Below are 24,134 nucleotides of genomic sequence, written 5' to 3'. Positions count from 1 at the left end.
AAATTTTCTTCCTTTGCGTAAAACAATGCTTTTAAACTGATTTATTTTTTACTATTATTAAATTAAATAAATGATTGTCACTAAAGGTGGGGAGAATAAATGAAGCAAATAGAGTTTTTTATCGTTCCGCATCCAAGAGGACCTGTGCGAGTAGATGTATATAAAAAAAATGGATCATACGAAGCGCATGCTAAGTTTAAAGATGTGGCTACAGCGCAAGCAAGCGGAAACGATAAACATTTTGCGGTATTACAAGCGCTACATGAACTTGCTAAATTTTTAAATAAATATAAAGGATCTTGAAGGAGGAATCAATGATGATTCATTTAAACTGGCATGAAAGACCAACGATAAAAACGGTTGTATGTAACCATACCAATGCCGAAAAGTACATCGTACATAACGTGTTAACACCAGGTAGAGAGTATGAAGTAAAAAATGAAACAGATGACTTTTATTTTATTATCGATAATCGAGGCAAAGTCGGGGGATATTATAAGCATTATTTTACAGAAAAAGCGGTGTAATGCCGCTTTTTTTCATTTTCTACACAACCTTCTCAAATAAATTTCACAATTGTGTACTATACTAGCTTACGGATTGAATGAAAATAAGGGGGATCGTTAGTAATGAAAAAATGGATCGTACTGTTAATCGGTGCACTTTTCCTCGCTCTAGCAGGATGTAACAATCAAGCGGAGGAAAAGCAAGAAGAAACAAAACAAACAGAGGAAAAACAAACAGAACAAAACAAGGAACAGTCAAATGAAGAAGATGTATTTGCGAAAGCAGCAATGGCTGAACCTGATGAAAACACTGTATGTGTGTTTTGTAACATGAAAGTATATCCGAAAGAACATGAACTCGGCAAATTTACAGCGAAATCTGCGACAGAAAACGGTGACGTCTTGTTTTTTGATGACATCGGATGTTTATTTAACTATGAGCGCGATCACGGGGAAGCTGCAAAGAAATATGTACGCGATTACAACACATTAGAATGGATTGAATTACAAAACGCGACAGTGGTGAAAGCTGACATTAAGACACCGATGAACTACGGATATGCGTTTTTTGCGAAGAAAGAAGACGCTGAAAAATTTGTAAGCGAACAACCGAATGCAACGATTGTATCTTGGGAAGATGTTGATCAAGTTGCTCATGAGCGTTATATGAAAAAGAAACAAATGATGCAAAATAAAAATGATGGACAAGGTCACGGTCATGGCGACAATATGCAACAAGATGGTCATCAAGATGGAAATATGAACAACGATGGACACAGCCATAATTAAAAAGCTGCCTTTCTGGCGGCTTTTTTATTTTTTTAGAAACTATTTACAACAACCGTATTATTTAATATAATACACTTATTACAGTTAGTACGGAAAAGAAAGGGGGGACGATATGTTTGATCTTGATTTACGAAGCCGAAAACCGATTTATGAACAACTGATCGAAAAAATGAAAGAAATGATTATTCACGATGTTCTGAAACCGAATGAGCAACTGCCATCTGTTCGTTTGCTCGCTAAACAGTTAACCATTAATCCAAATACGATTCAAAAAGCATATCGAGAATTAGAAAGAGAAGGGTACATTTACTCTATTCCCGGGAAAGGGAGTTTTGTTGCTAATAAAAAAGAGGCGATTTACGATGAAAAAGTAAAACAGCTAGAAGAAAGTATATTCAAACTATGTCAAGAAGCATTTTATATCGGGGTAAAAAAAGAGCAAATTTTTTCGATTGTTGAACGCGCAGAACGTGCGATGCGAGGAGGAGAGGAACTTGATTCAAATTAATCATGTAAGCAAGCGATTTGGAGAATTAGAGGCGATTAAAGATGTAACATTTTCCGTCCCAAAAGGGTCGATCTATGGGTTACTTGGATCAAATGGTGCTGGAAAAACAACGCTGATGAAAATGATTGCAGGTATTTATAAACAAGACAAAGGAACGATTACTATTGATGGTGAGCCAATTTTCGAAAACATTAAGCAAAAAGAACGAATCATTTTTTTACCTGATGCACTCTATTTCTTCCCACATACAACAATTCGACAAATGGCTGACTTTTATCGTCATATATATCCAAAATGGAGCGAAGAACGTTTCCGCAACATGCAAGAACTATTCCCAATTGACGTAAACAAAAAAATTCACCGCATGTCAAAAGGAATGCAGCGACAAGTTGCATTTTGGTTAGCATTTTCTACTATGCCCGATGTGCTTATTTTAGACGAACCACTTGATGGACTAGATGCTGTCATGAGACAAAAAGTGAAAAACATTTTATTTCAGGACGTAGCAGAAAGAGAAATGACCGTTGTTATTTCTTCGCACAACTTATTTGAAGTAGAAGATTTATGTGACCGTATTGGCATGTTACACCACGGTTCGCTCATCATTGAAAAAGAGCTAGATAACTTGAAAACAAACATTCATAAAGTGCAGGTAGCGTTCCAAGGACAAATTCCTTTTTCTTTTCTACAACATATAGATGTCGTTTACCAAGAACAACGTGGTAGCGTTTTACTTTGTATCGTTCGTGGGGAAGAAGAACAAATCATTGCACATATTCAGAAACATGAGCCAATTTTGTTTGATTTATTACCATTAACGTTAGAAGAAATATTTATTTATGAAATGGGGGAACAAGGATATGCCATTGAAAACATTCTTGTTTAATCGTGGAATATTTACTCAAATTGTTCGCAACGTTGGATGGGTCTCGCTTATTTATCTCGTCGGTTTACTTTTTACTTTGCCTATTCATATTTTTATGATGAGCGAAAACAAAGATTGGCTTATACATCATCAAACAGGGCGCATATTTGATATTGGAAGTGTCATTCAGTTTTCGCTTATGTTCACACTTCCCATTTTGCTCGCTATTTTTTTATTTCGTTATATGCAAGTGAAGCGATCAGCTGACCACATGCATAGTCTACCAATTAAACGGGAGGTGCTATTTCTTCAACATATTGTTGTTGGAATGATTATTTTAATCGTACCCGTCGCAGTCATTGCAGTATGTTTAATCATGATGAAACCATTCCTTCCGATTTCTTTATATTCATTTAAACATGTAGCTATTTGGTTTGTTAGTACCGTTTCAATGAATTTATTATTATTTTCTGGAGCCGTGTTTGTTGGGATGCTTACTGGCATGTCCATTTTGCAAGGCATGTTCGCTTACATTCTCTTTTTCTTCCCTGCTGGAATATTTATTCTACTTATATTTAATTTGAAATATTTTTTGTACGGCTTTGCATACGAATATTATTTATCTTCTAGCTTGAATGAAATAGTTCCTTTTATTCAGGCACTAAATTGGTCGACAAAACAAATCCAACCGCTCGAAATATTGATATATACTGTGCTGACTTTTATGTTTTATGGACTTAGTATATGGTTGTACAAAAAACGACATATTGAAATGGCAACAGATGCGATTGTCTTTCGCCCACTCCGCCCGGTATTTACATACGGTTTCACGTTTTGTGTCATGCTTGTCGGTGGAGCATATTTTGGACAGATGCAGCAAAAGATGAGTTGGGTGATTTTTGGATACGTATCTTCATCATTATTTGGTTACATCATCGCCCGCATGATTTTAGCAAAAACGTGGCGTGTATTTAGTCGTTGGAAAGAATACGTGGGATATGTGGTATTTATGAGTATCGTTGGTTTATTATTTACATTTGATCTATTTGGATATAAGACGTACCAACCGTCATTAAACGAAATTGAACGAGCATATTTCGGTGACCACATATACTTTTTTGAAAACGATGAAATAGACGAGGAAAATGCCTTTTACTACGAAAAGGAAAATATTAGAAATATTTATTTATTTCATCAACACCTTATTGAACAACGAACATATCCAGTCAACGATAGACGGAACGTTGTTATCGGCTATGACTTAAAAAATGGAGAACGAATCGTTCGCGAATATACTGTTCCAACGAATTTATACAATCAATTTTATAAGCCGATTTTTAATTCCATTGAGTTCAAAAAGAATCATTATCCGATTTTACGTAAGACGAATTTTAAAGACGTCTTACAAATCAGAATTGGTTCAGAAGATAAAGTCGTTCGCTTGCAAGATCGTGATGATATTGAATCATTTTTAGCAGTCTTACAACAACAACTTTTACACGAAACATTTGATGAAACAACAATAAATCGCAGTTGGGGTACAATTAGCATTTTGTATGAAAAATACGAAGAACAAGGAATAGAGTGGAGAAAATCGTACCATCTCGTTGAACAATGGCTACAAGATCGCGGTTTATTACAACAAGCGAGAGTGACAGCGGATGATATTGCTGAAATCAAAATTATTAAAAACACAAAACAAGTTCCACAGTATGAGTGGACACCTGAAATGATTGAGCGAGAAAAAGCAAAAATGGTCGTTCATGATAAAGTGAAAATTGAACAATGCTTACAAATGGCTACTTGGGGAGAGGAAGATTATATTTTAGGTATTTACTATAAAAATGGCCGTATTGACATTCAGTCATTTTCAAAACATTTTGTTCCTCCATTCGTTCATTAAAAGACCTGCACGTTCAGGTCTTTTTCTTTGTTGGCAAACGAGGGGGATATTCGATAATATATTGTTGTTCATGATAAAAAATAGAGAGGTTGACTAGCTGTGAGAAAAATTGAACTGTTAGCGCCAGCGGGAGATTGGGATTGTCTTCGTGCTGCTGTTGCCAATGGAGCAGACGCAGTTTATTTTGGTGTGGATAAATATAATGCACGTGTACGGGCGAAAAACTTTCGTATGGAAGAATTAAAAGATGTGATGGCTTATTTGCATAAATACAATGTGCGTGGATATGTTACTTTTAATATTTTAGTGTTTGAAAATGAGCTAGAAGAAGCAAAGCAGCTCGTTGAAGCATGTATAGATGCAGGAGTAGATGCACTGATCGTCCAAGATTTAGGACTTGTTAAACTCATCCGCGATTTGTCGCCTGATTTTCCGATTCACGGATCAACACAAATGACTGTTACATCTCCAGAAGCTGTTGAATTTCTAAATCCTTACCACTTAGAAGTCGTTGTACTTGGTCGCGAAAATAATTTAACACACATTCAAAAAATTGCTGAGAAAACGAACGTTCCTTTAGAAGTATTTGTTCACGGAGCACTTTGTGTATCATATTCTGGGCAATGTTTGACGTCAGAAATGTGGGGTGGGCGTTCAGCCAATCGTGGAGAATGCGCCCAAGCTTGTCGCCTTCCATACGATTTAATCGTTGATGGCGAGCAAAAAGAAATGGGAAACGTCGCTTATTTACTTTCACCAAAAGACTTAGCTGCTCTTGATCTCGTTCCAGAACTTATCGAAGCAGGGGTAAGCACGTTTAAAATCGAAGGGCGATTAAAGTCACCAGAATATGTAGCAAATGTTGTCAGCAAATACCGAAAAGCTATTGATGAATATTTAGCAGGACGCCATTATACTCCTTCAACAGAGGAAATACGTGAACTACAACAAAGCTTTAGTCGAGGATTTACACATGGCTTTTTAAAAGGAACGAACAACAAACAGCTTGTTGATGGAACGTTTCCGAAAAGCCGTGGTGTATTTCTTGGAACGGTCAAAAAAGTATTAAAAGACGGTGTTTTATGCGAACTGCAAGCTCCGTTAAAACGTGGGGATGGCATCGTATTTGATGCAGGACGTCCAGAAGAAAAAGAAGAAGGCGGCCGCGTATACGATTTACGAAAACACGGAAAAAAAGTGGAAGGGGAAGTGGAAAAAGGTCTTGTTGAAATTGTCCCTGGCCGACATGACGTCAATTTAACGCGCGTGCGTGTAGGAAATCGCATTTGGAAAACGAGCGACCAAGAGCTTGATCGTCGTTTGCGTAAAACATTTGAAACCGAGCGACCATATCAGTTGTTTCCGCTAACTGTGCATGTGTACGGTGAAGCAGGAAAACCGCTCATTTCAACATGGCGCGATGAAACGACAGGCAATGAAGTAATCGTTCAATCTGAGCAAATGTTAGATGTTGCACAAAAGCGACCGCTCACATTAGATTTTATAAAAGAGCAATTCGGGAGATTAGGCGGAACGATTTTTGAATTAAAAGACGTTTATATGCATATGACAGACAATGTTATTCTTCCGGTTAAAGAATTAAACCGAATAAGAAGACAAGCCGTGGAACAGCTTATTGAAAAACGACAACGTCCGCGGCTATACATCAAGCAAGCCGTTGATTTAACATCTTCTTACCGACAAAAACAACGAGCAGAGAACCCTTCTTTAATGGCGCTTTGTCGTACGCTCGAACAAGTCGAAGCGGCATGTCATACAGATGTAGACATGGTGTATGCCGATTTCGAATTTACAACCGATTATCCGAAAGCTGTGCAGATTGCACGAACAACAAACAAACCGATCGCTTTAGCTACCCCGCGCATTCATATGCCTGGGGAAAATGGAATTTTAAGAGGGATTTTAAAAGCTGAGCCAGATGCCATTTTAGTTCGTAGTTTAGGAGCGGTGCAGTATTATACGAATCAATCAATAGAACAAACGTTAATCGGAGATTTTTCGCTTAACATCTCAAACCATCTGGCTGCACAGTTGTTTTTATCTCGAGGGCTCGATCGAATCACCCCTTCATACGATTTAAATATTCAACAAATGATTGATTTACTTGAAGCAGCACCAACAGAACATATCGAAATGGTTATTCACCAACATTTACCGATGTTTCACACTGAACATTGTGTATACTGTACATTTTTAAGTGAAGGAACCGATTTTACGAACTGTGGACGTCCATGCGAAAAACATCGTGTATCGTTGCGTGACCGTATTGGCATGCTTCATCCTGTTCGTGTGGATATCGGCTGCCGAAATACAGTGTACAATGCCATTGAACAATCTGGGGCAGAATATATTCCACACTTTTTATCCCTTGGTGTTCGCTCGTATCGTGTCGAGTTTTTGGAAGAGTCAGCGAAAAAAGTAGAAGAAGTCATCACATTATATCGCGAAGCGCTCGAAGGCAAACGGAGCGGAACAAGCGTATGGCGCACGTTAAAAGCCATTAATCAACTCGGCGTGACACGAGGACAACTCATCAAAAAATAAGCGGGCTCAAGCTCGCTTATTTTTTGTTATTTGTACATTTTGCTATAATAGTAAATGAACGAAAAAAGAAAGGGTGATTTGTATGCCAGCTGTTGAATCAAATATGTTTCCACTAGGAGAGAAAGCTCCATCGTTTGAACTTGTCAACGTGGTCAATGGACAAATCGTTCGGTTAGAAGACGTCAAATCAGACATTGCAACAGTAATCATGTTCATTTGCAATCATTGCCCATTTGTTAAACATGTTCAAGGGGAGCTTGTCCGTCTCGCCAACGATTATCTACCAAAAGGGATTTCATTTATTGCCATTAATTCGAATGATGTAGAAAAATATCCAGACGATTCGCCAGAAAAAATGAAAGAGGTAGCTGAACAATTTGGATATCCGTTTCCATACTTATTTGACGAAACACAAGAAGTAGCAAAAGCATATCAAGCTGCATGCACGCCAGACTTTTACATATTCAACGGTGCATTACAATGTGTTTACCGTGGTCAACTCGATGATTCACGACCAAGTAACGGAATCCCAGTGACTGGATCTTCTATTCGTACAGCTTTAGATGCATTGCTTTTAGGGAAACCTGTTCCGAAAGAACAGAAGCCAAGCATCGGTTGCAGCATCAAATGGAAAGAAAAATAAAAAAAACATTTGACATTTTTATTTCAAGCCTATATACTTAAGAAGTACCATTTCGTTCGTTATATCAATGATCGTTATAAGCTGCACCTTTGTCAGGTTCATCTTATAAGGACTTGACGAAAGTGTAGCTTTTGTTTTATGAGTAATGAAACGGTGGTCAATTTTTAAAATTGTTTTGGAGGAATTTCACATGAACACAGGTAAAGTAAAATGGTTTAACGCAGAAAAAGGTTTTGGATTCATTGAGACGGACGGAGGTACAGACGTATTCGTTCACTTCACAGCGATCCAAGGTACTGGATTCAAAACGTTGGAAGAAGGCGAAAAAGTAACATTTGACATCGTGAATGGCAACCGTGGGCCGCAAGCGGCAAACGTCCAAAAAGCATAAATAGTCAAACGTACGGGATCTCGCTTTTCGTGAGATCCCGTTTTTATATGCAACGAAACAAATTCTCACTGGCGCAGCTTCGGAGCTGCAAGGACGGAAGAGAGGTAGGGTTTCCGTCGTTTTTGTTTGTTCAACACGCTCATATCAAGAGTGTGTTTTTTTTTAAAAAAGATAAGAAAGTATAAAATTTTGAATTGATGTCTAGCTCCAAGCGCCATCGGCTCGAGTCGCTCCGCCCCACACTGCGGCGGCGACAGCCTCCTCGGTGGGGCTTGTGCGCTCTTCGCCGATAGGCGGCGCTTTGCGCTTTTCTTAATAAAAATACAGAAAATTTGATAAAAAACTATTGAAAAATGATGAATGATTCCATATAATAAACTCATGTTATAAAAATATACATAAGAATGTGAGGTAATGTGACATGAGTGAACTACTCGTCTCTGAACAAACAAACACTTCGACGCTTGAACAAATTAAAGAAATCATCAAACAAAAACATGTTGAACTATTACATTTACAATTTGTTGATATTGAAGGTGTTTTAAAGCACGTCACAGTGACAGCGGAACAACTAGATGATGTAGTAGAAGGAAAAATAATGTTTGATGGATCTTCTATCAAAGGTTTTTCGCCAATCAATCGCTCAGACTTATATTTACTTCCTGATTTACAAACATTTGCAGTACTACCATGGACAGTAGAAGCGGGGTATGCAGAAGCACGTTTTCTTTGCTCTGTGATGAATCCAGACGGAACGTTATTTGATGGCGATCCACGTAACGTATTGAAAAAAACAGTTGAACGAGCGAAACAAAAAGGATATACGATCTCCGTTGGTCCTGAATTAGAGTTTTTCTTGTTTAAAACAGATGAAAATGGAAATCCGACAACAACACCTCAAGATAACGGTGGCTATTTTGAGCCATCACCAAAAGATCTCGGTGAACGAGTTCGCTTAGACATTTATCGTGCATTAAAAGCAATGGGATTTACGATTGAGGCTTCGCATCATGAAGTGGCTGAAGGTCAACATGAAATTAACTTTAAATATGCGGATGCGCTTAGTTCCGCTGATAATGCAACAACATATAAATGGGTTGTAAAAACGATTGCTAAAAAATACGGATTGCATGCCACATTTATGCCAAAGCCGATTTTCGGTATTAACGGTTCAGGTATGCACGTAAACATTTCGCTATTTAAAGATGGAGAAAATGCGTTTTTTGATCCATCGGATGACAATCAATTATCTGAAACGGCATATCAATTTATTGCTGGTTTATTGCACAACGTAAAAAGTTTCGCAGCCATTACGAATCCATTAGTAAACTCATATAAACGTCTCGTCCCAGGATATGAAGCGCCTTGTTATATTGCGTGGTCGGCATCAAACCGCTCCGCATTAATTCGCATCCCTGCAAAACGAGGATTAGCAACACGCGTTGAACTTCGTTGTCCAGATCCATCTGCTAATCCGTATTTAGCGTTTGCAGTTATTGCTGAGGCAGGGCTTGATGGAGTAGAAAAAGAGCTCACTTGCCCAGCACCAATCGACGAAGATATTTTCCATATGACGAATGAACGTCGTAAAGAGCTTCGTATCGAAAACCTTCCAGGTAGTTTAGGGAAAGCGATTGAAGAATTAGAAAATGGAACGATTGGACGTCATACATTAGGCGACCATGTATTTAACGAGTATATCGCAATGAAAAAGAACGAATGGGATAGCTATCGAACAGCTGTTCATGCTTGGGAAATTGAACATTATCAAGCAAAATTTTAAAAGCGAGCGATTGTGCTCGCTTTTTTGCATGTTTTCATTATGTGTTTAAACAACAAATCGTTTATGATGATACATAGAACATAACGAAAGGGTGGTATTGTGTCTAAACGAATCATCGGGATGATTGTGGCGATTTGTGCTGCAACAACATTGCTATGGGCTATCGGCTTAATCGTCACTATTCAAGACCAATTTTTTTACGAAGCTTCCTCAGTAAAACAACCAAAGCAAACAACGTCAAACACAAAGAAAAACGATGCGCTTTCCATTGTCGCACTTGGCGATTCATTAACGCGCGGGACGGGAGATGAAACAGGAAAAGGATATGTTGGCTATGTTGTAGATGAACTAAAAAAACGGACAAATCAACATGTCCAATTCACCAATTTAGCTATTAAAGGACAACGATCTGCACAATTGATTGGCCAACTCAAACAAAAAGAAGTGCAACGTCAATTAAAAGAAGCCGACATCATTTTAATGACGATTGGAGGAAACGACTTATTTCGCGGTGGCGAAGCATTGAGAGACTTATCCACTACGCAATTAGAAAAAGAAAAAGAGAAATTTGCCCAACAGCTACGTACAATTTTTCAGCTTGTTCGCACAGTAAACAACGAAGCGCCCGTATTTTACATTGCTTTATATAATCCGTTCAATGATTTAGATAATGGGAAAGAAACATCTGCCGTTGTACGTAGTTGGAATTATGTGGCATCTGAAGTAGCAGCGGACTATCAATTCATCATTTGTGTTCCGACATATGATTTGTTTGAACTACAAGTAAACGACTATTTATATACAGATAAATTCCATCCTAATAAAGAAGGATATAAACGAATCGGTGAACGTGTTGCCTCACTTATTACGTTCACGAAAGGAGAAGAATAATGGAAGAAACGTTAGTTGTACAACATGTACGAAAAACAATCGGAAAAAAAGAAATTATTAAAGGACTTTCGTTTTCGTTAAAAAAAGGGGAAGTGTTCGGCTTCTTAGGTCCAAACGGCGCAGGAAAAACAACGACTATTCGCATGCTCGTCGGATTAATTCGACCGACATCTGGAACGATTTCAATTTGCGGCTATGATTTACAAAAACAATTTACAAAAGCGATCCAACATATAGGGTGTATCGTTGAAAACCCTGAACTTTATCCGTATTTAAGCGGTTGGGAAAATCTTGAACACTTCGCACGAATGGTTCCAGGAATTACAGCTCATCGCATTCAAGAAGTGGTTGAACTCGTCGGTCTACAAAATCGGATCCATGATCTTGTTCGTACGTATTCACTCGGCATGCGTCAACGCCTCGGTATTGCGCAAGCGCTACTTGGAAAACCGACGGTGCTTATTTTAGACGAACCAACAAACGGTTTAGATCCTGTCGGCATTCGTGAAATGAGACAGTTTATTCGCTCGCTTGCTGAAAAAGAACAGTTAAGTGTGCTCGTCTCATCGCATTTATTGAGTGAAATACAACTCATGTGTGACCGTGTGGCGATTATGTCTAAAGGAGAGATTATTCGTATTGATACGGTCGAACATTTGCTACAAGAACAAGCTCGGACATATTGGAGCGTTGATCCGGTAGATAAAGCAAAACAAATACTACAAAATGAAACGACTGTGCTTGGTGAAAAAGATGGAGCGCTCGTGACAATGTATGAATCAAACGAAACGATTGCGCGTTGCAATGCTCGTTTAATTGAAGCAGGGATATATGTCAGTGGAATTGAACGCAAACTTCCAACACTAGAAGACTTATTTATTGAATTAACGGGAGGGGAAACGATTGATTAATCTTGTATACAATGAAATGTTAAAAATTGTTCGTAAAAAACGCTTGTTTATTATCGCAGCGATCGTTGCTGTTCTCGTTAGCTTATTTACATACGCGCAATTTAAACAAATCGAAACGATTCGAGAACGGATCGGAACGACAGATTGGCGCACACAGCTACAACAACAAATCATCGACACACAAAACCGATTAAACTCAACAGGCATTTCTGAGGAATGGAAAAAGTTTCTTAAAATCCGTTTACAGCAACAACAATATTATTTAGACAACGATATTAATCCGATGGCACCGGGTGCTCCAACATTTATGCGCATGTTTATTGAAAACTCCATTGAGTTATTTTTACCGCTTCTCGTTATGGTCATTGCAGCTGATCTCGTTTCATCAGAGGCAAGTGGAGGAACAATCAAGCTGTTGTTGACACGTCCTGTGAAACGATGGAAAGTTTTAATGAGCAAATATATAGCGATGATTTTATCTACGTCGTTTATCGTATTTTCTGTCGCTCTATTATCATACGCTATCTCTGGCATTGTATTTGGATATGGTGGATGGAATTTGCCGCTTTTAACAGGATTTTCGGTTCAAGGTGAAGAACTAAATACAACAGCTGTTCATCTTATTCCGCAATGGAAATACTTACTTATTGAATTCGGGCTTGCTTTTTTTGTTTCGCTCGTCGTCGGTACGCTTACGTTTATGTTGTCCGTATTAATACGTAGTACAGCCGCGGTGATGGGAATTATGCTTGCTGCCCTTATTTCAGGTGCGATTTTATCAAGCATGGTATCATCGTGGGAGTCTGCGAAATATTTATTTATGGTAAATTTACGACTCACAAGTTATGTTAGTGGAACGGCGCCACCGATTGATGGGATGACACTTTCCTTTTCAATGACTGTGCTCGCCGTTTGGGCGCTTGGTGCACTGATCGTTTCTTTTTATGTATTTACGAAAAGGGATGTTTACTAATGAAAAAAAAGATTTATACGGTCATGGATGCATTACGACACCGAACACCAACGGTTATGGATTTCGACAAATACGCTACATATGCTGTTCTTCTTCCACTCATCCGTCAACACGATGATACATTTGTCTTATTTGAAGTGCGTTCATTTCAATTGCGTCGACAGCCAGGTGAAATTTGTTTTCCGGGTGGAAAAATGGATCCGTGTGATCAAAGTCCACAAGAAACAGCCATTCGGGAAACATGTGAAGAGTTGGGGATTGAAAAAGAACATATTACACATGTCGTTCCACTTGATTATGTGCTTTCACCGTTTGGTATGGTCATTTATCCGTTTGTTGCATTTGTGAATAACGCACACATGCAAATCAATAAAAAAGAAGTGGAAGATGTATTTACCGTCCCGTTATCTTTTTTTATTGAAACGAAACCAAAAATATATCGTGTTCAATTCGAACCAAAGCCCGAAGACGATTTCCCATTTGACGATATTCCTGGAGGAAGACAGTATAATTGGCGACCAAGGCAAATCGAAGAACATTTTTATTACTACAAAGACAAAGTCATTTGGGGATTAACCGCAAAAATTGTGTATCATTTCGTTAGACTTATTGAACAGATGAGGGGAGAATGAGTATGGGACAACCTGTTGATTTAGGATTTGGCATTTCACTTATTGATTTATATGATCTACAAACTGCCCAGCGAACAGGAGCATATGTTTTTCATGAAGAAGAAGTGACGATTATCGAAACAAGTGCGAGCCCTTCTATCCCGCATTTACTTAAAGGACTAGAAGCAATCTCTATTGATTTACACGACGTAAAAAACATTATCGTTACACATATTCATTTAGATCATGCTGGTGGGGCGGGGATGTTACTACAACATTGTCCAAATGCTCGCGTATTCGTTCATCCAAAAGGCATGCGCCATTTAGCTGACCCGTCTCGTCTCATTGCAGGGGCAAAAGCCGTTTATGGCCAATCGTTTGACGCTTTATTTGACCCGATTGTTCCAATTCCTGAAGACCGATTAATTGTAAAAGAAGATGGAGAAACGTTACAAATTGGAAAAAATCGTACACTAACGTTTCTTCATACACCGGGGCATGCGAATCACCATTTCTCTATTTATGATCAAACAAGTAACGGCATTTTTACAGGTGATACAGCCGGTGTCTTTTACCCTCAATTGCTTTCGTACGGTGTTGAGTTATACCTGCCGTCTACATCGCCAAATCAATTTGATCCCGAAGCGATGCGCACATCGATTGAAAGATTTATGACGTTACGTCCAGATCGTATATATTTTGGCCATTTTGGTATGTCAACACATACACAAGTAGTTTGGAATCAACTTCATTACTGGTTACCGCTCTTTGTGCAAATCGGTTATGATGTTGTAAATGAACAAATGAATCTATCTTTTACAGAAAAAACAGAGGCTGTGTCCAATCGTTTATTTGATCATATCCAAACATTTTTGCGCAAACAGCAAGTACCTGATGATGCCGATGTATATAAAATACTTCAGCTCGACTTACAAGTGTGTGCAATGGGTCTTGTTGACTATATAGAAAAACAAAAAAGGTAATTGACGACAAATCATGTTTTCGCTATAATTTCTTTGGCACCCCACTCATACGGAGGAGTACCCAAGTCCGGCTGAAGGGGTCGGTCTCGAAAACCGATAGGGGTGTCAAAGCCCGCGGGGGTTCGAATCCCCCCTCCTCCGCCATATCTCCTCTTTTATTCCTTCTTTGTGATCTTCAACTTTGTTTCTTTATTTCAATTGCGAGGATGTGACAATTTGAAAAAATATTATGTCGTTTGGGAAGGGGCGAAAACAGGCATTTTTTCTTCTTGGGACGAGTGTAAACCGTACGTTATTGGCGTTCCGGGGGCGAAATATCGCTCATTTCCATCGAAAGAAGAAGCAGAACAAGCATTTGCGTCTAGTCCGTTTGTAAACCGAACGAAAAAAAATAAAGCGCATGCAACAAACTATGTAGAGGAAAGCATTTGCGTAGATGCGGCATGTAGCGGAAATCCAGGATGGATGGAGTATCGAGGAGTACATACGAAAACAGGGAAAGAGTTGTTTCATGTTGGGCCGATGATCGGAACAAATAACATTGGGGAGTTTTTAGCCATTGTTCACGCATTAGCATGGTTACAACAACAAAACAAAAGTTTGCCGATTTATTCTGATTCGGCAACAGCTATCAAATGGGTAAAAGGAAAAAAGGCGAATACAACGCTCGTTCGCAACGCTGAAACAGAACGTGTCTGGCAACTTGTTGAGCGTGCTGAAGCGTGGTTGCGCACGCACCATTATACAAATGAAATTATGAAATGGGAAACCGAGCAATGGGGAGAAATTAAAGCAGATTTCGGACGAAAGTGAAAGGAGAGGGATATTAACCTTCTCCTTTTTGCATGTCATCGAGTTGTTGTTTTAGTTTTTGTTTATCCAATTGTTCACCGATGATAACAAAATGTAACGGGACATTCATTTCCTCTTTCATATAGAGCGGTGTACCGTATGCATACTGAAAGGAGTAAACTCCACTTGTATGAGTAAAACGTAAAAATCCTTTCATGCGGTAAATAGTATCAGGAAGTTGTCGTACCCAGTGTTCGAACACGTCTAAGTCAATTGGGCTTGCAAATGTATGTACGTATGTTTGAATGCGTAGTCTTTCGATGTTCATTCGCTCATGCTCGTTTCTCATCCGCTTCGATAACAAATGAATATCTTCGATTCGTACATTAGAAAACGTTGTGAAAATTGTGCGCGCTTCGCTGTTGATCGTTTGTAACTCAAACGATAATTTCGCTTGTTCATCTGGACGTAATATATCTGTCTTATTGACAATTAATACATCCGCGTGACGAACTTGTTCTTTTAACAACATTTGCAGAGGAATGGAGAGTTGTTGACGATTCACCCAACGTGTTGCGTCGATTGTCGTAATAATGCCTCCCATTTGAATGCGATCAGCAAACAATGGCGACATACACGCATCGAGCACTTCAACAGGATGAGCTACCCCTGTCGTTTCAACATAAATGACGTCTAACTCATGTTGTTGAAGAAGTGAATGAAGTTCTACTTCAAATTGATCTTGAATGGTGCAACATACACAGCCGCTTAATAATTCGCTTAACACAGCATCTTCTGAAACGGCATGCGAATCAATAGATACTTGACCGATTTCATTCATTACCACAGCCACTTTCCGTCCACGCTCTTTTTCATTTTGTAGTAGTCGCTTTAATAATGTCGTTTTACCACTTCCGAGAAATCCAGATAAGATGTATATGTCTGTATGTTTCATAAAGTTCTCCTTTCTACATGTTCTTTTTTGATCATAGTCAAAAGTAATACATAGCACAAGAAAAATATATCGTGCATCGATGGGCAATTTGCTTAGAAGAGAAAAAATGATGCATCTGTCCTTGCATACCTTTTGTTTTCTTTCATATACATATCTTTGTAATCTTTTTGGAAAAATTTTTATCATCTATTTACAAACTTATCTTATCATGTATATAATTTACTATATCCAATCATTTGAAAAGGAGGGAAGGACCATGACGACAATGACAGTAGCATATTGCACAATCGAACATCGAACAAAGAAAGACTGGTCCAACCTTCCCGTGTGAAGATCATTGATCTTTTCATAAGCGCTCACATGCCGCAAGGAAGGTACTGTTCCTTGCGGCTTTTATTTTCAATCCGCAAAGGGATCTTCTCTTGCGGATTTTTTATTGAAAGGAGGTGAGCAAGCGATGAAGTTTCATTTATTTTTCTTAACGATTTCTATTCAACGACGAATATGGACGGCTGAAGAAATAAAGCAAGAACAGCTCATTCATCAACTTGAAGAAGAGATGATGGATCGAAAATGTTCAATGTATCAATTGTTTTAATTTGGAAAACAAATACATGTTGAAGGGGGAATGAAAAATGGAACAGCAACGCTCGAAAACAAATGTGACTTGGACGGTAGATGACGATTAGTTTTACGCGACAAGAGTTGATCTTATAGATCAGCTCTTTTTTCTTTACAAAATCTTTACTTGTTCATATAAGTATATGATTATATAATGATTAACGGATGAAGGAGGGAGGTATATGTATCACGAAGAAGTTGCAAATATGTTAAAGTTACTAGGCGATAAGACTAGACTGATGATTATCAGTATATTGAACGAAACAGACTGCTGTGTATGTGAGCTTGTTGACATGTTACAAATGAGCCAGCCAGCCATTAGTCAACATTTACGAAAATTAAAAGACAACGGTTTAGTAAAAGAATCAAAAAAAGCGCAGTGGGTATTTTATTCACTAAATAAAAAACATGAGTTTTATCCAATGATGCAAAGCATTTTTGCTTATTTGCCAGATCCAAAAGAGCACATTCGTCAACTTGAGGAAAAAGGAATGCGTATGCAGTGTGAATAAAAAGAGAGGAGTGGTTTTTTGCTTTCCGTTATTCTTGCATCACTGATTTTTCTTATTACCCTCGTTTTTGTCATTTGGCAACCGCGCAATTTATCCATTGGTTGGTCTGCCTGCGGGGGCGCCTTATTAGCGTTGCTTGTTGGAGTCGTTGATTTCCAAGATGTTATAGATGTAACAAACATTGTTTGGAATGCGACGCTTGCTTTTATTGCGATCATTATCATTTCTTTAATTTTAGATGAAATTGGCTTCTTCGAATGGGCAGCGTTACATATGGCGCGTGCGGCTAAAGGAAATGGGATGAACATGTTTATATTCGTCTCTATTCTCGGCGCACTTGTGGCAGCGTTTTTCGCAAACGACGGCGCTGCACTCATCTTAACACCGATTGTATTAGCCATGGTACGTGCATTGCAGTTTGATGAACGAAACGTATTACCATTCATCTTAGCGAGTGGATTTATTGCAGACACAACATCTTTGCCACTTATTGTAAGCAATCTTGTCAATATTGTCTCTGCGGACTTCTTCCATATTAGTTTTGCTGAGTACGCATCGCGTATGATTGTGCCAAACTTTTTCTCGCTCGCAGCGAGCATCGGGGTACTTTACTTATATTTTCGAAAAGACATTCCGAAACGTTATGATTTATCGCATGTCAAACAACCATACGAAGCGATTAAAGACGTGCGCATGTTTCGATTGTCTTGGATCGTTCTTGCGGTTTTATTAGTCGGTTATTTTGTCGGTGAATTTGTAAATATCCCTGTTTCGTTTATTGCTGGTGCTGTCGCGTTATTGTTTTTATGGATGGGAAGACGTAGTCCGGCTGTACATGTGAAGCAAATATTAAAGGGGGCGCCATGGGCTGTCGTCTTTTTCTCGATCGGGATGTATGTTGTTGTCTACGGATTACGTAACGTCGGATTGACGAACATTCTAGCTGATATGATCGAAGCGGCTGCGAATCAAGGACTGTTTATGGCGACGATTGCCATGGGATTTATCGCAGCTATCTTATCATCTGTTATGAATAATATGCCAACCGTCATGATTGATGCGCTAGCGATAGCTGATACGAATACGACGGGAATCGTTCGAGAAGCGCTAATTTATGCAAATGTGATTGGCTCAGACTTAGGACCGAAAATTACACCGATCGGTTCGCTTGCCACACTTCTTTGGTTACATGTGCTTTCAACAAAAGGAGTAAAAATCACGTGGGGCACTTATTTAAAAAATGGTTTCATTTTAACCATCCCAACGTTATTTGTTACTCTCGTTGGGTTATATATATGGTTACTTATTATTCATTAAAAGGAGTCGATTGAGATGAAAAAAGTAATTTATTTCTTATGTACAGGGAACTCTTGCCGTAGCCAAATGGCAGAAGGATGGGCAAAAAAATATCTCGGTGATGAATGGGAAGTATATAGTGCTGGCATTGAGGCCCACGGTTTAAATCCAAATGCAGTCAAAGCGATGAAAGAAGTAGGGATCGATATTTCAAATCAAACATCAGACATTATCAATGAAGAGATTTTAAACAGAGCCGATTTAGTCGTTACATTATGTGGACATGCGGCTGATCATTGTCCAGTCACACCACCGCATGTCAAACGTGTTCATTGGGGATTTGACGATCCAGCAAAAGCAGAAGGAACAGAAGAAGAAAAATGGGCCGTCTTTCAACGCGTCCGTGATGAAATTGGTGCACGAATTAAACGATTTGCCGAAACAGGAGAATAAGAGGAAAAAAAAGAAGTCGGGAGGAAACGTCCTGGCTTCTTTTCTTAATATAACGAAAATATATTGTTTTCAGATAAAAAAGAGCATAAAATGATTAAAGTATAGTTTTTGTTGTTTTCCTTGTTATCCACCCTAAACGATATATATTTTACGAATAAGGGAGCGATGTTTTTGTGTCAGTAAAAAATTTAAAAACGTATATTCTTTTGTTTTTAACTGCTACGATTTGGGGTGGTGCCTTTGTTGCTGGAAAAATCGCAACGACGACTTTACATCCTGTGTCAGTTGCTTTTTTTCGCTTTTTCGGTGCTAGTTTGATTTTGTTCCCATTATTGTACTGGAAAGAACCGAATAGACCAACTCCGACGAAAAAAGATTGGATCGTGTTAGCGCTCCTCGGTTTAACGGGAGTGTTTTTATACAACATTTTCTTTTTTATAGCTACAAAATATGCACCAATTGTTAAAAGCTCATTAGTCATTGCAGTCAATGCCCCATTGATTACATTGTTGTCTGCACTATTTTTGAAGGAAAAATTGAACGGAAGAAGTATATTTGGTATGTTGCTCGCTGTATTTGGGGCTGTATATATTATTACAAACGGTCATCCGTCCGTACTTATCGAAATCGGTGTTGCTCCGATCGATCTCGTGCTAGCGGGGGCATGTCTCAGCTGGAGTACATACTCTGTTATCGGAAAAGTGGCAATGAAAACATATAGTCCACTTGCGGCAACAACGTACGCAACAGGTTTTGGAACGTTATTTTTAGCACCGTTTGCGCTATACTATACTTCTTTTACATCTGTCAAAATGAGTGGATGGGATGTGTGGTTAAGCGTTTTATACGTTGCTGTTGTCGTTTCGGCTATCAGCTTCGTTTGGTGGTATAATGGTATTCAAAAAGTAGGAGCTTCAACCGCTTCGGTTTTCATTAATGTGATGCCTATTTCTGCTACGGTGATGGGAACGATCTTTTTTAATGAACATTTATCAATGACCCATATCGTTGGAGCGGCGTTTGTATTTAGCGGTATTTTGTTTAACATTTACAGCAAACAAGAAAAAGCGATGTTCTCCCTCATCAAAAAAGGAGCGAACATATGATTCTCGTGAAAAATGATTACATTTGAGGTGTAAGGAACATGTGGAAAGGATATGGACTTATATTGTTATCGGCAACGGGATTTGCGTTTATTCCCATTTTTGCATTATACGCATACGACAGCGGTGTCACTGTGACGACCTTGTTGTTTTTACGTTTTGCATTGGCTGCGCTCTTCTTTTTTCTGTACTTATGGTTAAAAGAAAAAAACTGGAAGGTTTCGCGGTCACATTTATTGTATTTATTTTTACTAGGTGGCATTTTCTATATGATGCAATCTTCTTTTTATTTTCAGTCAGTAAAATATATTCCATCTTCACTTGCTGCCTTATTGCTGTATTTAAACCCAATATTTGTCGCCATTTTTTCGTTTTTTATTAATCAAGAAAAGCTAACAAAGCACATCATCATCGCAATTCTCATTTCTTTTTTAGGTATGTTGCTTGTATTAGGGGCACCAGAAGGAAAAATTCAGCCGCTCGGTATTGCGTTAGCCGTTGGAGCAGCGATTGTTTACTCAATCTACATTATCGTTGGAAATCAAGTGACCGCACACGTTCCACCTATTACAGCGAGTGCCTACATCGCACTCTTTGCCGCTTTGTCTTTTTTTGTTTTTGGAATTGGTTCGGGAACATTACATTTTCAATTTGACGCAAAAGGATGGCTTCCAATTATCGGAACATCGTTCGTTTCGAGCGTTTTGGCGATGCTGACGTTTTTTGCGGGAATGAATATCATCGGTCCGACAAAAGCAGCGATTTTAAGTATGATCGAACCGATCGTGACGTTTCTTCTATCAATGGTATTTTTACATGAAAGCATATCGTCTATCCAAATGATCGGGGGACTGATTGTGTTGAGTGGAGCTATGCTTGTTGTCACAACAAAAGAACTTAAGCCAAAGAAAAAATCGACCTCCATCAGTGCGTGATGGGGGTCGATTTTTTAAAATGGCAGGAATATTACCTATCGTTATCTAATTTCAATACATATGTCTTTATCGTAGCGAGGAGGATGGTTGTGAATCAAAATGTAAACTCCCCGTCGGTGGCGCTAGTGACAGGAGCCTCGAGCGGGTTTGGGCTACTCGTAAGCGTTGCACTTGCGCGCGAAGGATATCGAGTCATTGCTTCGATGCGAAACATGCAAAATAAAGAAATGCTTGCGACAGTGGCGCGTGAAGCTGGCGTGTACGATCGGATAGAAGTCATATCTCTCGATGTCACCGATTTCGCTGCGGTAGAATCGGTCATGCACGATGTCATCAATCGCTACGGACGGATTGATGTATTAGTTAACAACGCAGGGTTTGCCGTTGGCGGTTTTGTCGAGGAACTCACAATTGAAGAGTGGGAGCGCCAGTTTGCGACGAACTTTTTTGGGTTAGTTGCCGTCACAAAAGCTGTTTTGCCAATTATGCGAACGCAACGGAGCGGTAAGATTATTAACATTAGCAGCATTAGCGGGCGAGTCGGTTTTCCGGCGATGGGTCCATATGTCGCCTCGAAATTCGCTGTCGAAGGATTTAGCGAATCGCTTCGTTTAGAGATGTTGCCGTACGGAGTATATGTCGTCTTAATTGAGCCTGGGTCATTCAAAACAAACATTTGGTCGAAAGGACTGCAAGGAGTGTCCGTCCGTTCAGGTTCGCCATATGAAAAAGAAATGAAAACCATTATGCAATACGTGAATCGAGTAGCCAAAACAGCATCACCTCCTGACGAAGTCATTAGGCAAATAATCAAAGTCGTCCAATCGCCGACTCCTCGTTTGCGCTACCCCGTAGGGAGAGGGGTCACATTGACGTTAAGGCTGAAAAACTGGTTGCCGTGGAAGTGGTGGGAATGGATTGTCATGAAATCGTTTAAACAAAAATAAGTACCACTTTATTAAAATCTCTTTATCATTATTCTATGATTTTAATAAAATTGATAACCTGCAGCTACAGGAAACATACATTTGGAAGTAGGAGTTTTAAATCGTTGAAAATTGATTGACAAAACGCTTTAGAGCAAGAATTAAGCAGGAGGCGAAAGAGGTGGGGAATGTTTATTTTTTTACCGGATTTCCAGGATTTATTTCGTCGATGTTGCTTGAGGAGCTGATTGCGAAATGGGCTCCAGAAAAAATATATACATTGGTTCTGCCTTCTATGAAAGAGAAAGCGATGGCAGAAAAAGAAAGAATTTGTTCTTCCACTCATTTTCCACAGGCGAAATGGGAGATCGTCGAAGGAGATATTACGAAGTCGAACCTTTCTCTCTCAGAAAAACAACTTCACATGTTGGCACAATCGGTCACCCACGTGTTCCATCTTGCAGCTATTTACGATTTGGCCGTTCCTGAGGACATTGCTCGAATGGTCAACGTAGAGGGAACAAAACAAGTAAACGAATGGGTTTCCTTCCTTACACATTTGCAGCGTTATGTATATTTTAGCACGGCATACGTATCAGGAACGCGGCAAGGGGTGATTTTCGAGCATGAACTTGACAAAGGGCAGGCGTTTAAAAACCATTATGAAGAAACGAAATTTCTTGCAGAAGTAGCTGTACGAGAAGTAGCGCACAACGTGCCAACGACGATTATTCGCCCTGGTATTGTGGTTGGTCATTCAAAAACCGGAGAAACAATGAAATTTGATGGTTTGTACTTTATGCTCAATATGTTTGAGCGTCTGAAGTTCCTCCCTTTCATTCCTTATCTTGGAAAAGGTGAGGCACAAGGAAATTTTGTTCCGGTTGACTACATTATCGAGGCAACGCTCTATTTGGCACATACGGACGAAGCGATTGGCCAAACGTATCATTTAACCGATCCGAACCCGTACAAAATGAGAGACATTTATCGGATGATGATGACAGAATATCTCGGGAAAGAACCGAAAGGAATACTACCGCTTTGTCTTGCCAAATGGGCGATGTCGTTTTCTTTTATTCGCAAATGGTTGCACGTAGAAAAAGAAGCACTTGAATATTTCGAATGTGCGTCCGTATACGACGCAACAAATGCACGCAACACTTTAGCGAAGACAGGGATTACTTGCCCTGACTTCCGCGATGTCATTCCGGTGATGGCGCGTTATTATCGGAAACATCGGCATAACTCAACGAAACAACTGACGATTCATTAGGCATTTAACCGCGAGTTTTGTAAAGAAGGGGGAAGAGGAATGATTGTTGAGATGAAAAATGTTTCTTTGATTAGAGAAGGCCGCGTCATTTTAGATCGTCTACATTGGAAAGTGCAAGAAAACGAACAATGGGTCATTCTCGGGTTAAATGGTTCAGGAAAAACGTCGCTACTTAATATTTTATTAGGCTATGAATACCCATCAAAAGGAGAAGTTTCCGTATTAGGGCACCGATTTGGAAAAACAAATTTACCAGAACTACGCAAACATATCGGGTTTGTAAGCAGCGCGTTTGAGCGATTTCAACCTACATTAGAATCGGAAACGGTGGAAGAGGTAATTGTTAGCGGAAAATTTGCTTCGATTGGGCTGTATGAGCCTGTCACAGACGAAGACTTGCACCAAGCCGAACAATGGATGAATGTGTTTCGAATCGGTTACTTAAAAGGAAAAACGTATCGCACCTTATCGCAAGGAGAAAAAAGAAAAGTACTGATTGCTCGAGCACTAATGGCAAAGCCAAAGCTACTCATATTGGGTCAACTACCCAACGACTAAAGTCGTGGGCTTGCAACTCCCCAGAAGTGCAAGCGGACAGCATCCTCCTTCCTTCACTTGGGGTTGCATCCCTTCACTTGGGGTTGCATCAGGGCAGGTTGACGGCTACCCAACCACCAACGTCATGCGTTCGTGGTTTCTTCAACGATGTACTCAATTCCTTTTCGTTGAAGATTCATCGCACCAACTCGGTCGTCGTTTGATGTGTATTGGCATGTTTGGCAACAAAACGTGTGCGTTTTCTTATTTCGGTTTGCTTTCTCCGTATGTCCGCATTTTGGGCACGTTTGGGACGTGTATGTTGGGTCTACCGCAATCACTTTGGCTTGGTGTTTGCGTGCTTTGTACTCGATTTTTTGTCTTAAATCATAAAACGCCCAAGATA

The 24,134-nt window shown here is 39.3% G+C and carries 26 protein-coding genes, 1 tRNA gene and 1 pseudogene; 26 read left to right on the top strand and 2 right to left on the bottom strand.

The annotated features are described in order from the left end of the window. Positions 1–99 precede the first annotated feature (99 nt). The 17 genes from EKC99_RS11500 to EKC99_RS11420 all read left to right on the top strand — a co-directional run bounded on the left by EKC99_RS11500 (position 100) and on the right by EKC99_RS11420 (position 15,135). On the top strand, positions 100–303 hold the full coding sequence (locus EKC99_RS11500; protein WP_009361263.1) for a hypothetical protein: 204 nt from the start codon (positions 100–102) through the stop codon (positions 301–303). 14 nt (positions 304–317) lie between these two features. Next, on the top strand, positions 318–527 hold the full coding sequence (locus EKC99_RS11495; protein WP_035062968.1) for a DUF6501 family protein: 210 nt from the start codon (positions 318–320) through the stop codon (positions 525–527). A 102-nt stretch (positions 528–629) separates the two neighbouring features. Beyond that, a complete protein-coding gene (locus EKC99_RS11490) occupies positions 630–1,295 on the top strand; it encodes a nitrous oxide reductase accessory protein NosL (protein ID WP_021094051.1) in 666 nt (221 codons plus the stop codon). A gap of 112 nt (positions 1,296–1,407) precedes the next feature. Next, entirely contained in the window at positions 1,408–1,803 is a 396-nt protein-coding gene (locus EKC99_RS11485) for a GntR family transcriptional regulator (protein WP_021094050.1), read from the top strand. Then, positions 1,790–2,689 (top strand): ABC transporter ATP-binding protein, encoded by a 900-nt coding sequence (locus EKC99_RS11480; RefSeq protein WP_075039097.1) that lies wholly within the window; start codon positions 1,790–1,792, stop codon positions 2,687–2,689. The genes EKC99_RS11485 and EKC99_RS11480 overlap by 14 nt, the downstream gene beginning before the upstream one ends. Beyond that, positions 2,664–4,571 carry a DUF6449 domain-containing protein gene (locus tag EKC99_RS11475; RefSeq protein ID WP_021094048.1) on the top strand — a complete coding sequence of 636 codons (1,908 nt, stop codon included), beginning with the start codon at positions 2,664–2,666 and terminating at the stop codon, positions 4,569–4,571. Before EKC99_RS11480 ends, EKC99_RS11475 begins: the two co-directional genes overlap by 26 nt. Before the next feature lie 99 nt (positions 4,572–4,670). Next, positions 4,671–7,136, top strand: a complete 2,466-nt coding sequence (locus EKC99_RS11470) for a U32 family peptidase (RefSeq protein ID WP_042536031.1) — start codon at positions 4,671–4,673, stop codon at positions 7,134–7,136. 82 nt (positions 7,137–7,218) lie between these two features. Continuing rightward, positions 7,219–7,779, top strand: a complete 561-nt coding sequence (locus EKC99_RS11465; RefSeq protein WP_021094046.1) for a thioredoxin family protein — start codon at positions 7,219–7,221, stop codon at positions 7,777–7,779. A 190-nt stretch (positions 7,780–7,969) separates the two neighbouring features. After that, positions 7,970–8,170 carry a cold-shock protein gene (locus tag EKC99_RS11460; protein ID WP_003398700.1) on the top strand — a complete coding sequence of 67 codons (201 nt, stop codon included), beginning with the start codon at positions 7,970–7,972 and terminating at the stop codon, positions 8,168–8,170. 421 nt (positions 8,171–8,591) lie between these two features. Then, a complete protein-coding gene (gene glnA, locus EKC99_RS11455; RefSeq protein WP_021095100.1) occupies positions 8,592–9,953 on the top strand; it encodes a type I glutamate--ammonia ligase in 1,362 nt (453 codons plus the stop codon). 99 nt (positions 9,954–10,052) lie between these two features. After that, positions 10,053–10,844, top strand: a complete 792-nt coding sequence (locus EKC99_RS11450; RefSeq protein ID WP_163151967.1) for an SGNH/GDSL hydrolase family protein — start codon at positions 10,053–10,055, stop codon at positions 10,842–10,844. Continuing rightward, entirely contained in the window at positions 10,844–11,755 is a 912-nt protein-coding gene (locus EKC99_RS11445) for an ABC transporter ATP-binding protein (protein ID WP_163151965.1), read from the top strand. The genes EKC99_RS11450 and EKC99_RS11445 overlap by 1 nt, the downstream gene beginning before the upstream one ends. Next, positions 11,748–12,728: an ABC transporter permease gene (locus EKC99_RS11440; protein ID WP_021095097.1), complete on the top strand. Its 981-nt coding sequence runs from the start codon at positions 11,748–11,750 to the stop codon at positions 12,726–12,728. The genes EKC99_RS11445 and EKC99_RS11440 overlap by 8 nt, the downstream gene beginning before the upstream one ends. Continuing rightward, the gene (locus EKC99_RS11435; protein WP_021095096.1) at positions 12,728–13,360 is read left to right on the top strand and encodes an NUDIX hydrolase; all 633 of its coding nucleotides are present in this window, start codon (positions 12,728–12,730) and stop codon (positions 13,358–13,360) included. Before EKC99_RS11440 ends, EKC99_RS11435 begins: the two co-directional genes overlap by 1 nt. A gap of 2 nt (positions 13,361–13,362) precedes the next feature. After that, complete coding sequence (locus tag EKC99_RS11430; protein WP_042536034.1) at positions 13,363–14,322, top strand: MBL fold metallo-hydrolase; 960 nt, start codon at positions 13,363–13,365, stop codon at positions 14,320–14,322. A 51-nt stretch (positions 14,323–14,373) separates the two neighbouring features. Beyond that, positions 14,374–14,466, top strand: a tRNA-Ser gene (locus EKC99_RS11425). 72 nt (positions 14,467–14,538) lie between these two features. Beyond that, positions 14,539–15,135 (top strand): ribonuclease H1 domain-containing protein, encoded by a 597-nt coding sequence (locus EKC99_RS11420; protein WP_042536036.1) that lies wholly within the window; start codon positions 14,539–14,541, stop codon positions 15,133–15,135. A gap of 13 nt (positions 15,136–15,148) precedes the next feature. Here EKC99_RS11420 and EKC99_RS11415 read toward each other — a convergent pair whose 3' ends face one another. Next, positions 15,149–16,069, bottom strand: coding sequence for a CobW family GTP-binding protein (locus EKC99_RS11415; protein WP_075039096.1), 921 nt, complete (start codon positions 16,067–16,069; stop codon positions 15,149–15,151). Between the two features lie 457 nt (positions 16,070–16,526). Here EKC99_RS11415 and EKC99_RS11410 point away from each other — a divergent pair, with 457 nt between their 5' ends. The 9 genes and pseudogenes from EKC99_RS11410 to EKC99_RS11370 form a co-directional block, all read left to right on the top strand. Further along, on the top strand, positions 16,527–16,667 hold the full coding sequence (locus tag EKC99_RS11410; protein WP_009361250.1) for a YrzI family small protein: 141 nt from the start codon (positions 16,527–16,529) through the stop codon (positions 16,665–16,667). A 205-nt stretch (positions 16,668–16,872) separates the two neighbouring features. Further along, complete coding sequence (locus EKC99_RS11405) at positions 16,873–17,202, top strand: ArsR/SmtB family transcription factor (RefSeq protein ID WP_012575022.1); 330 nt, start codon at positions 16,873–16,875, stop codon at positions 17,200–17,202. 18 nt (positions 17,203–17,220) lie between these two features. Further along, on the top strand, positions 17,221–18,519 hold the full coding sequence (locus EKC99_RS11400; protein WP_075039095.1) for an arsenic transporter: 1,299 nt from the start codon (positions 17,221–17,223) through the stop codon (positions 18,517–18,519). A 15-nt stretch (positions 18,520–18,534) separates the two neighbouring features. After that, complete coding sequence (gene arsC, locus EKC99_RS11395) at positions 18,535–18,951, top strand: arsenate reductase (thioredoxin) (protein ID WP_143249212.1); 417 nt, start codon at positions 18,535–18,537, stop codon at positions 18,949–18,951. A 173-nt stretch (positions 18,952–19,124) separates the two neighbouring features. Then, positions 19,125–20,057, top strand: coding sequence for a DMT family transporter (locus EKC99_RS11390; protein WP_163151963.1), 933 nt, complete (start codon positions 19,125–19,127; stop codon positions 20,055–20,057). Between the two features lie 38 nt (positions 20,058–20,095). Further along, entirely contained in the window at positions 20,096–20,989 is an 894-nt protein-coding gene (locus EKC99_RS11385) for a DMT family transporter (RefSeq protein WP_163151961.1), read from the top strand. 83 nt (positions 20,990–21,072) lie between these two features. Further along, positions 21,073–21,936 carry an oxidoreductase gene (locus EKC99_RS11380; RefSeq protein WP_163151959.1) on the top strand — a complete coding sequence of 288 codons (864 nt, stop codon included), beginning with the start codon at positions 21,073–21,075 and terminating at the stop codon, positions 21,934–21,936. A 160-nt stretch (positions 21,937–22,096) separates the two neighbouring features. Then, the gene (locus EKC99_RS11375; RefSeq protein ID WP_163151957.1) at positions 22,097–23,191 is read left to right on the top strand and encodes an SDR family oxidoreductase; all 1,095 of its coding nucleotides are present in this window, start codon (positions 22,097–22,099) and stop codon (positions 23,189–23,191) included. Positions 23,192–23,230: 39 nt separating this feature from the next. Continuing rightward, a pseudogene (locus EKC99_RS11370) lies at positions 23,231–23,734 on the top strand (ABC transporter ATP-binding protein); the annotation flags it as partial. 137 nt (positions 23,735–23,871) lie between these two features. Here the strand turns inward: EKC99_RS11370 and EKC99_RS11365 are convergent. Beyond that, the coding region (locus EKC99_RS11365) for a zinc ribbon domain-containing protein (RefSeq protein WP_163151955.1) at positions 23,872–24,134 on the bottom strand (263 nt) is incomplete at its 5' end.

It is taken from the genome of Anoxybacillus sp. MB8, assembly GCF_011006755.1.
Lineage (GTDB): Bacteria > Bacillota > Bacilli > Bacillales > Anoxybacillaceae > Anoxybacillus > Anoxybacillus gonensis.
Note: the sequence above shows the minus strand (reverse complement) of the source record. Positions and strands in the feature narration are given on the sequence as shown.

Coding starts and splice junctions, on each gene's coding strand:
- EKC99_RS11500 (WP_009361263.1), top strand. CDS start 100: ATGAAGCAAATAGAGTTTTTTATCGTTCCGCATCCAAGAGGACCTGTG.
- EKC99_RS11495 (WP_035062968.1), top strand. CDS start 318: ATGATTCATTTAAACTGGCATGAAAGACCAACGATAAAAACGGTTGTA.
- EKC99_RS11490 (WP_021094051.1), top strand. CDS start 630: ATGAAAAAATGGATCGTACTGTTAATCGGTGCACTTTTCCTCGCTCTA.
- EKC99_RS11485 (WP_021094050.1), top strand. CDS start 1,408: ATGTTTGATCTTGATTTACGAAGCCGAAAACCGATTTATGAACAACTG.
- EKC99_RS11475 (WP_021094048.1), top strand. CDS start 2,664: ATGCCATTGAAAACATTCTTGTTTAATCGTGGAATATTTACTCAAATT.
- EKC99_RS11465 (WP_021094046.1), top strand. CDS start 7,219: ATGCCAGCTGTTGAATCAAATATGTTTCCACTAGGAGAGAAAGCTCCA.
- EKC99_RS11460 (WP_003398700.1), top strand. CDS start 7,970: ATGAACACAGGTAAAGTAAAATGGTTTAACGCAGAAAAAGGTTTTGGA.
- glnA (WP_021095100.1), top strand. CDS start 8,592: ATGAGTGAACTACTCGTCTCTGAACAAACAAACACTTCGACGCTTGAA.
- EKC99_RS11445 (WP_163151965.1), top strand. CDS start 10,844: ATGGAAGAAACGTTAGTTGTACAACATGTACGAAAAACAATCGGAAAA.
- EKC99_RS11435 (WP_021095096.1), top strand. CDS start 12,728: ATGAAAAAAAAGATTTATACGGTCATGGATGCATTACGACACCGAACA.
- EKC99_RS11430 (WP_042536034.1), top strand. CDS start 13,363: ATGGGACAACCTGTTGATTTAGGATTTGGCATTTCACTTATTGATTTA.
- EKC99_RS11415 (WP_075039096.1), bottom strand. CDS start 16,069: ATGAAACATACAGACATATACATCTTATCTGGATTTCTCGGAAGTGGT.
- EKC99_RS11410 (WP_009361250.1), top strand. CDS start 16,527: ATGAAGTTTCATTTATTTTTCTTAACGATTTCTATTCAACGACGAATA.
- EKC99_RS11405 (WP_012575022.1), top strand. CDS start 16,873: ATGTATCACGAAGAAGTTGCAAATATGTTAAAGTTACTAGGCGATAAG.
- arsC (WP_143249212.1), top strand. CDS start 18,535: ATGAAAAAAGTAATTTATTTCTTATGTACAGGGAACTCTTGCCGTAGC.
- EKC99_RS11385 (WP_163151961.1), top strand. CDS start 20,096: ATGTGGAAAGGATATGGACTTATATTGTTATCGGCAACGGGATTTGCG.
- EKC99_RS11380 (WP_163151959.1), top strand. CDS start 21,073: ATGGTTGTGAATCAAAATGTAAACTCCCCGTCGGTGGCGCTAGTGACA.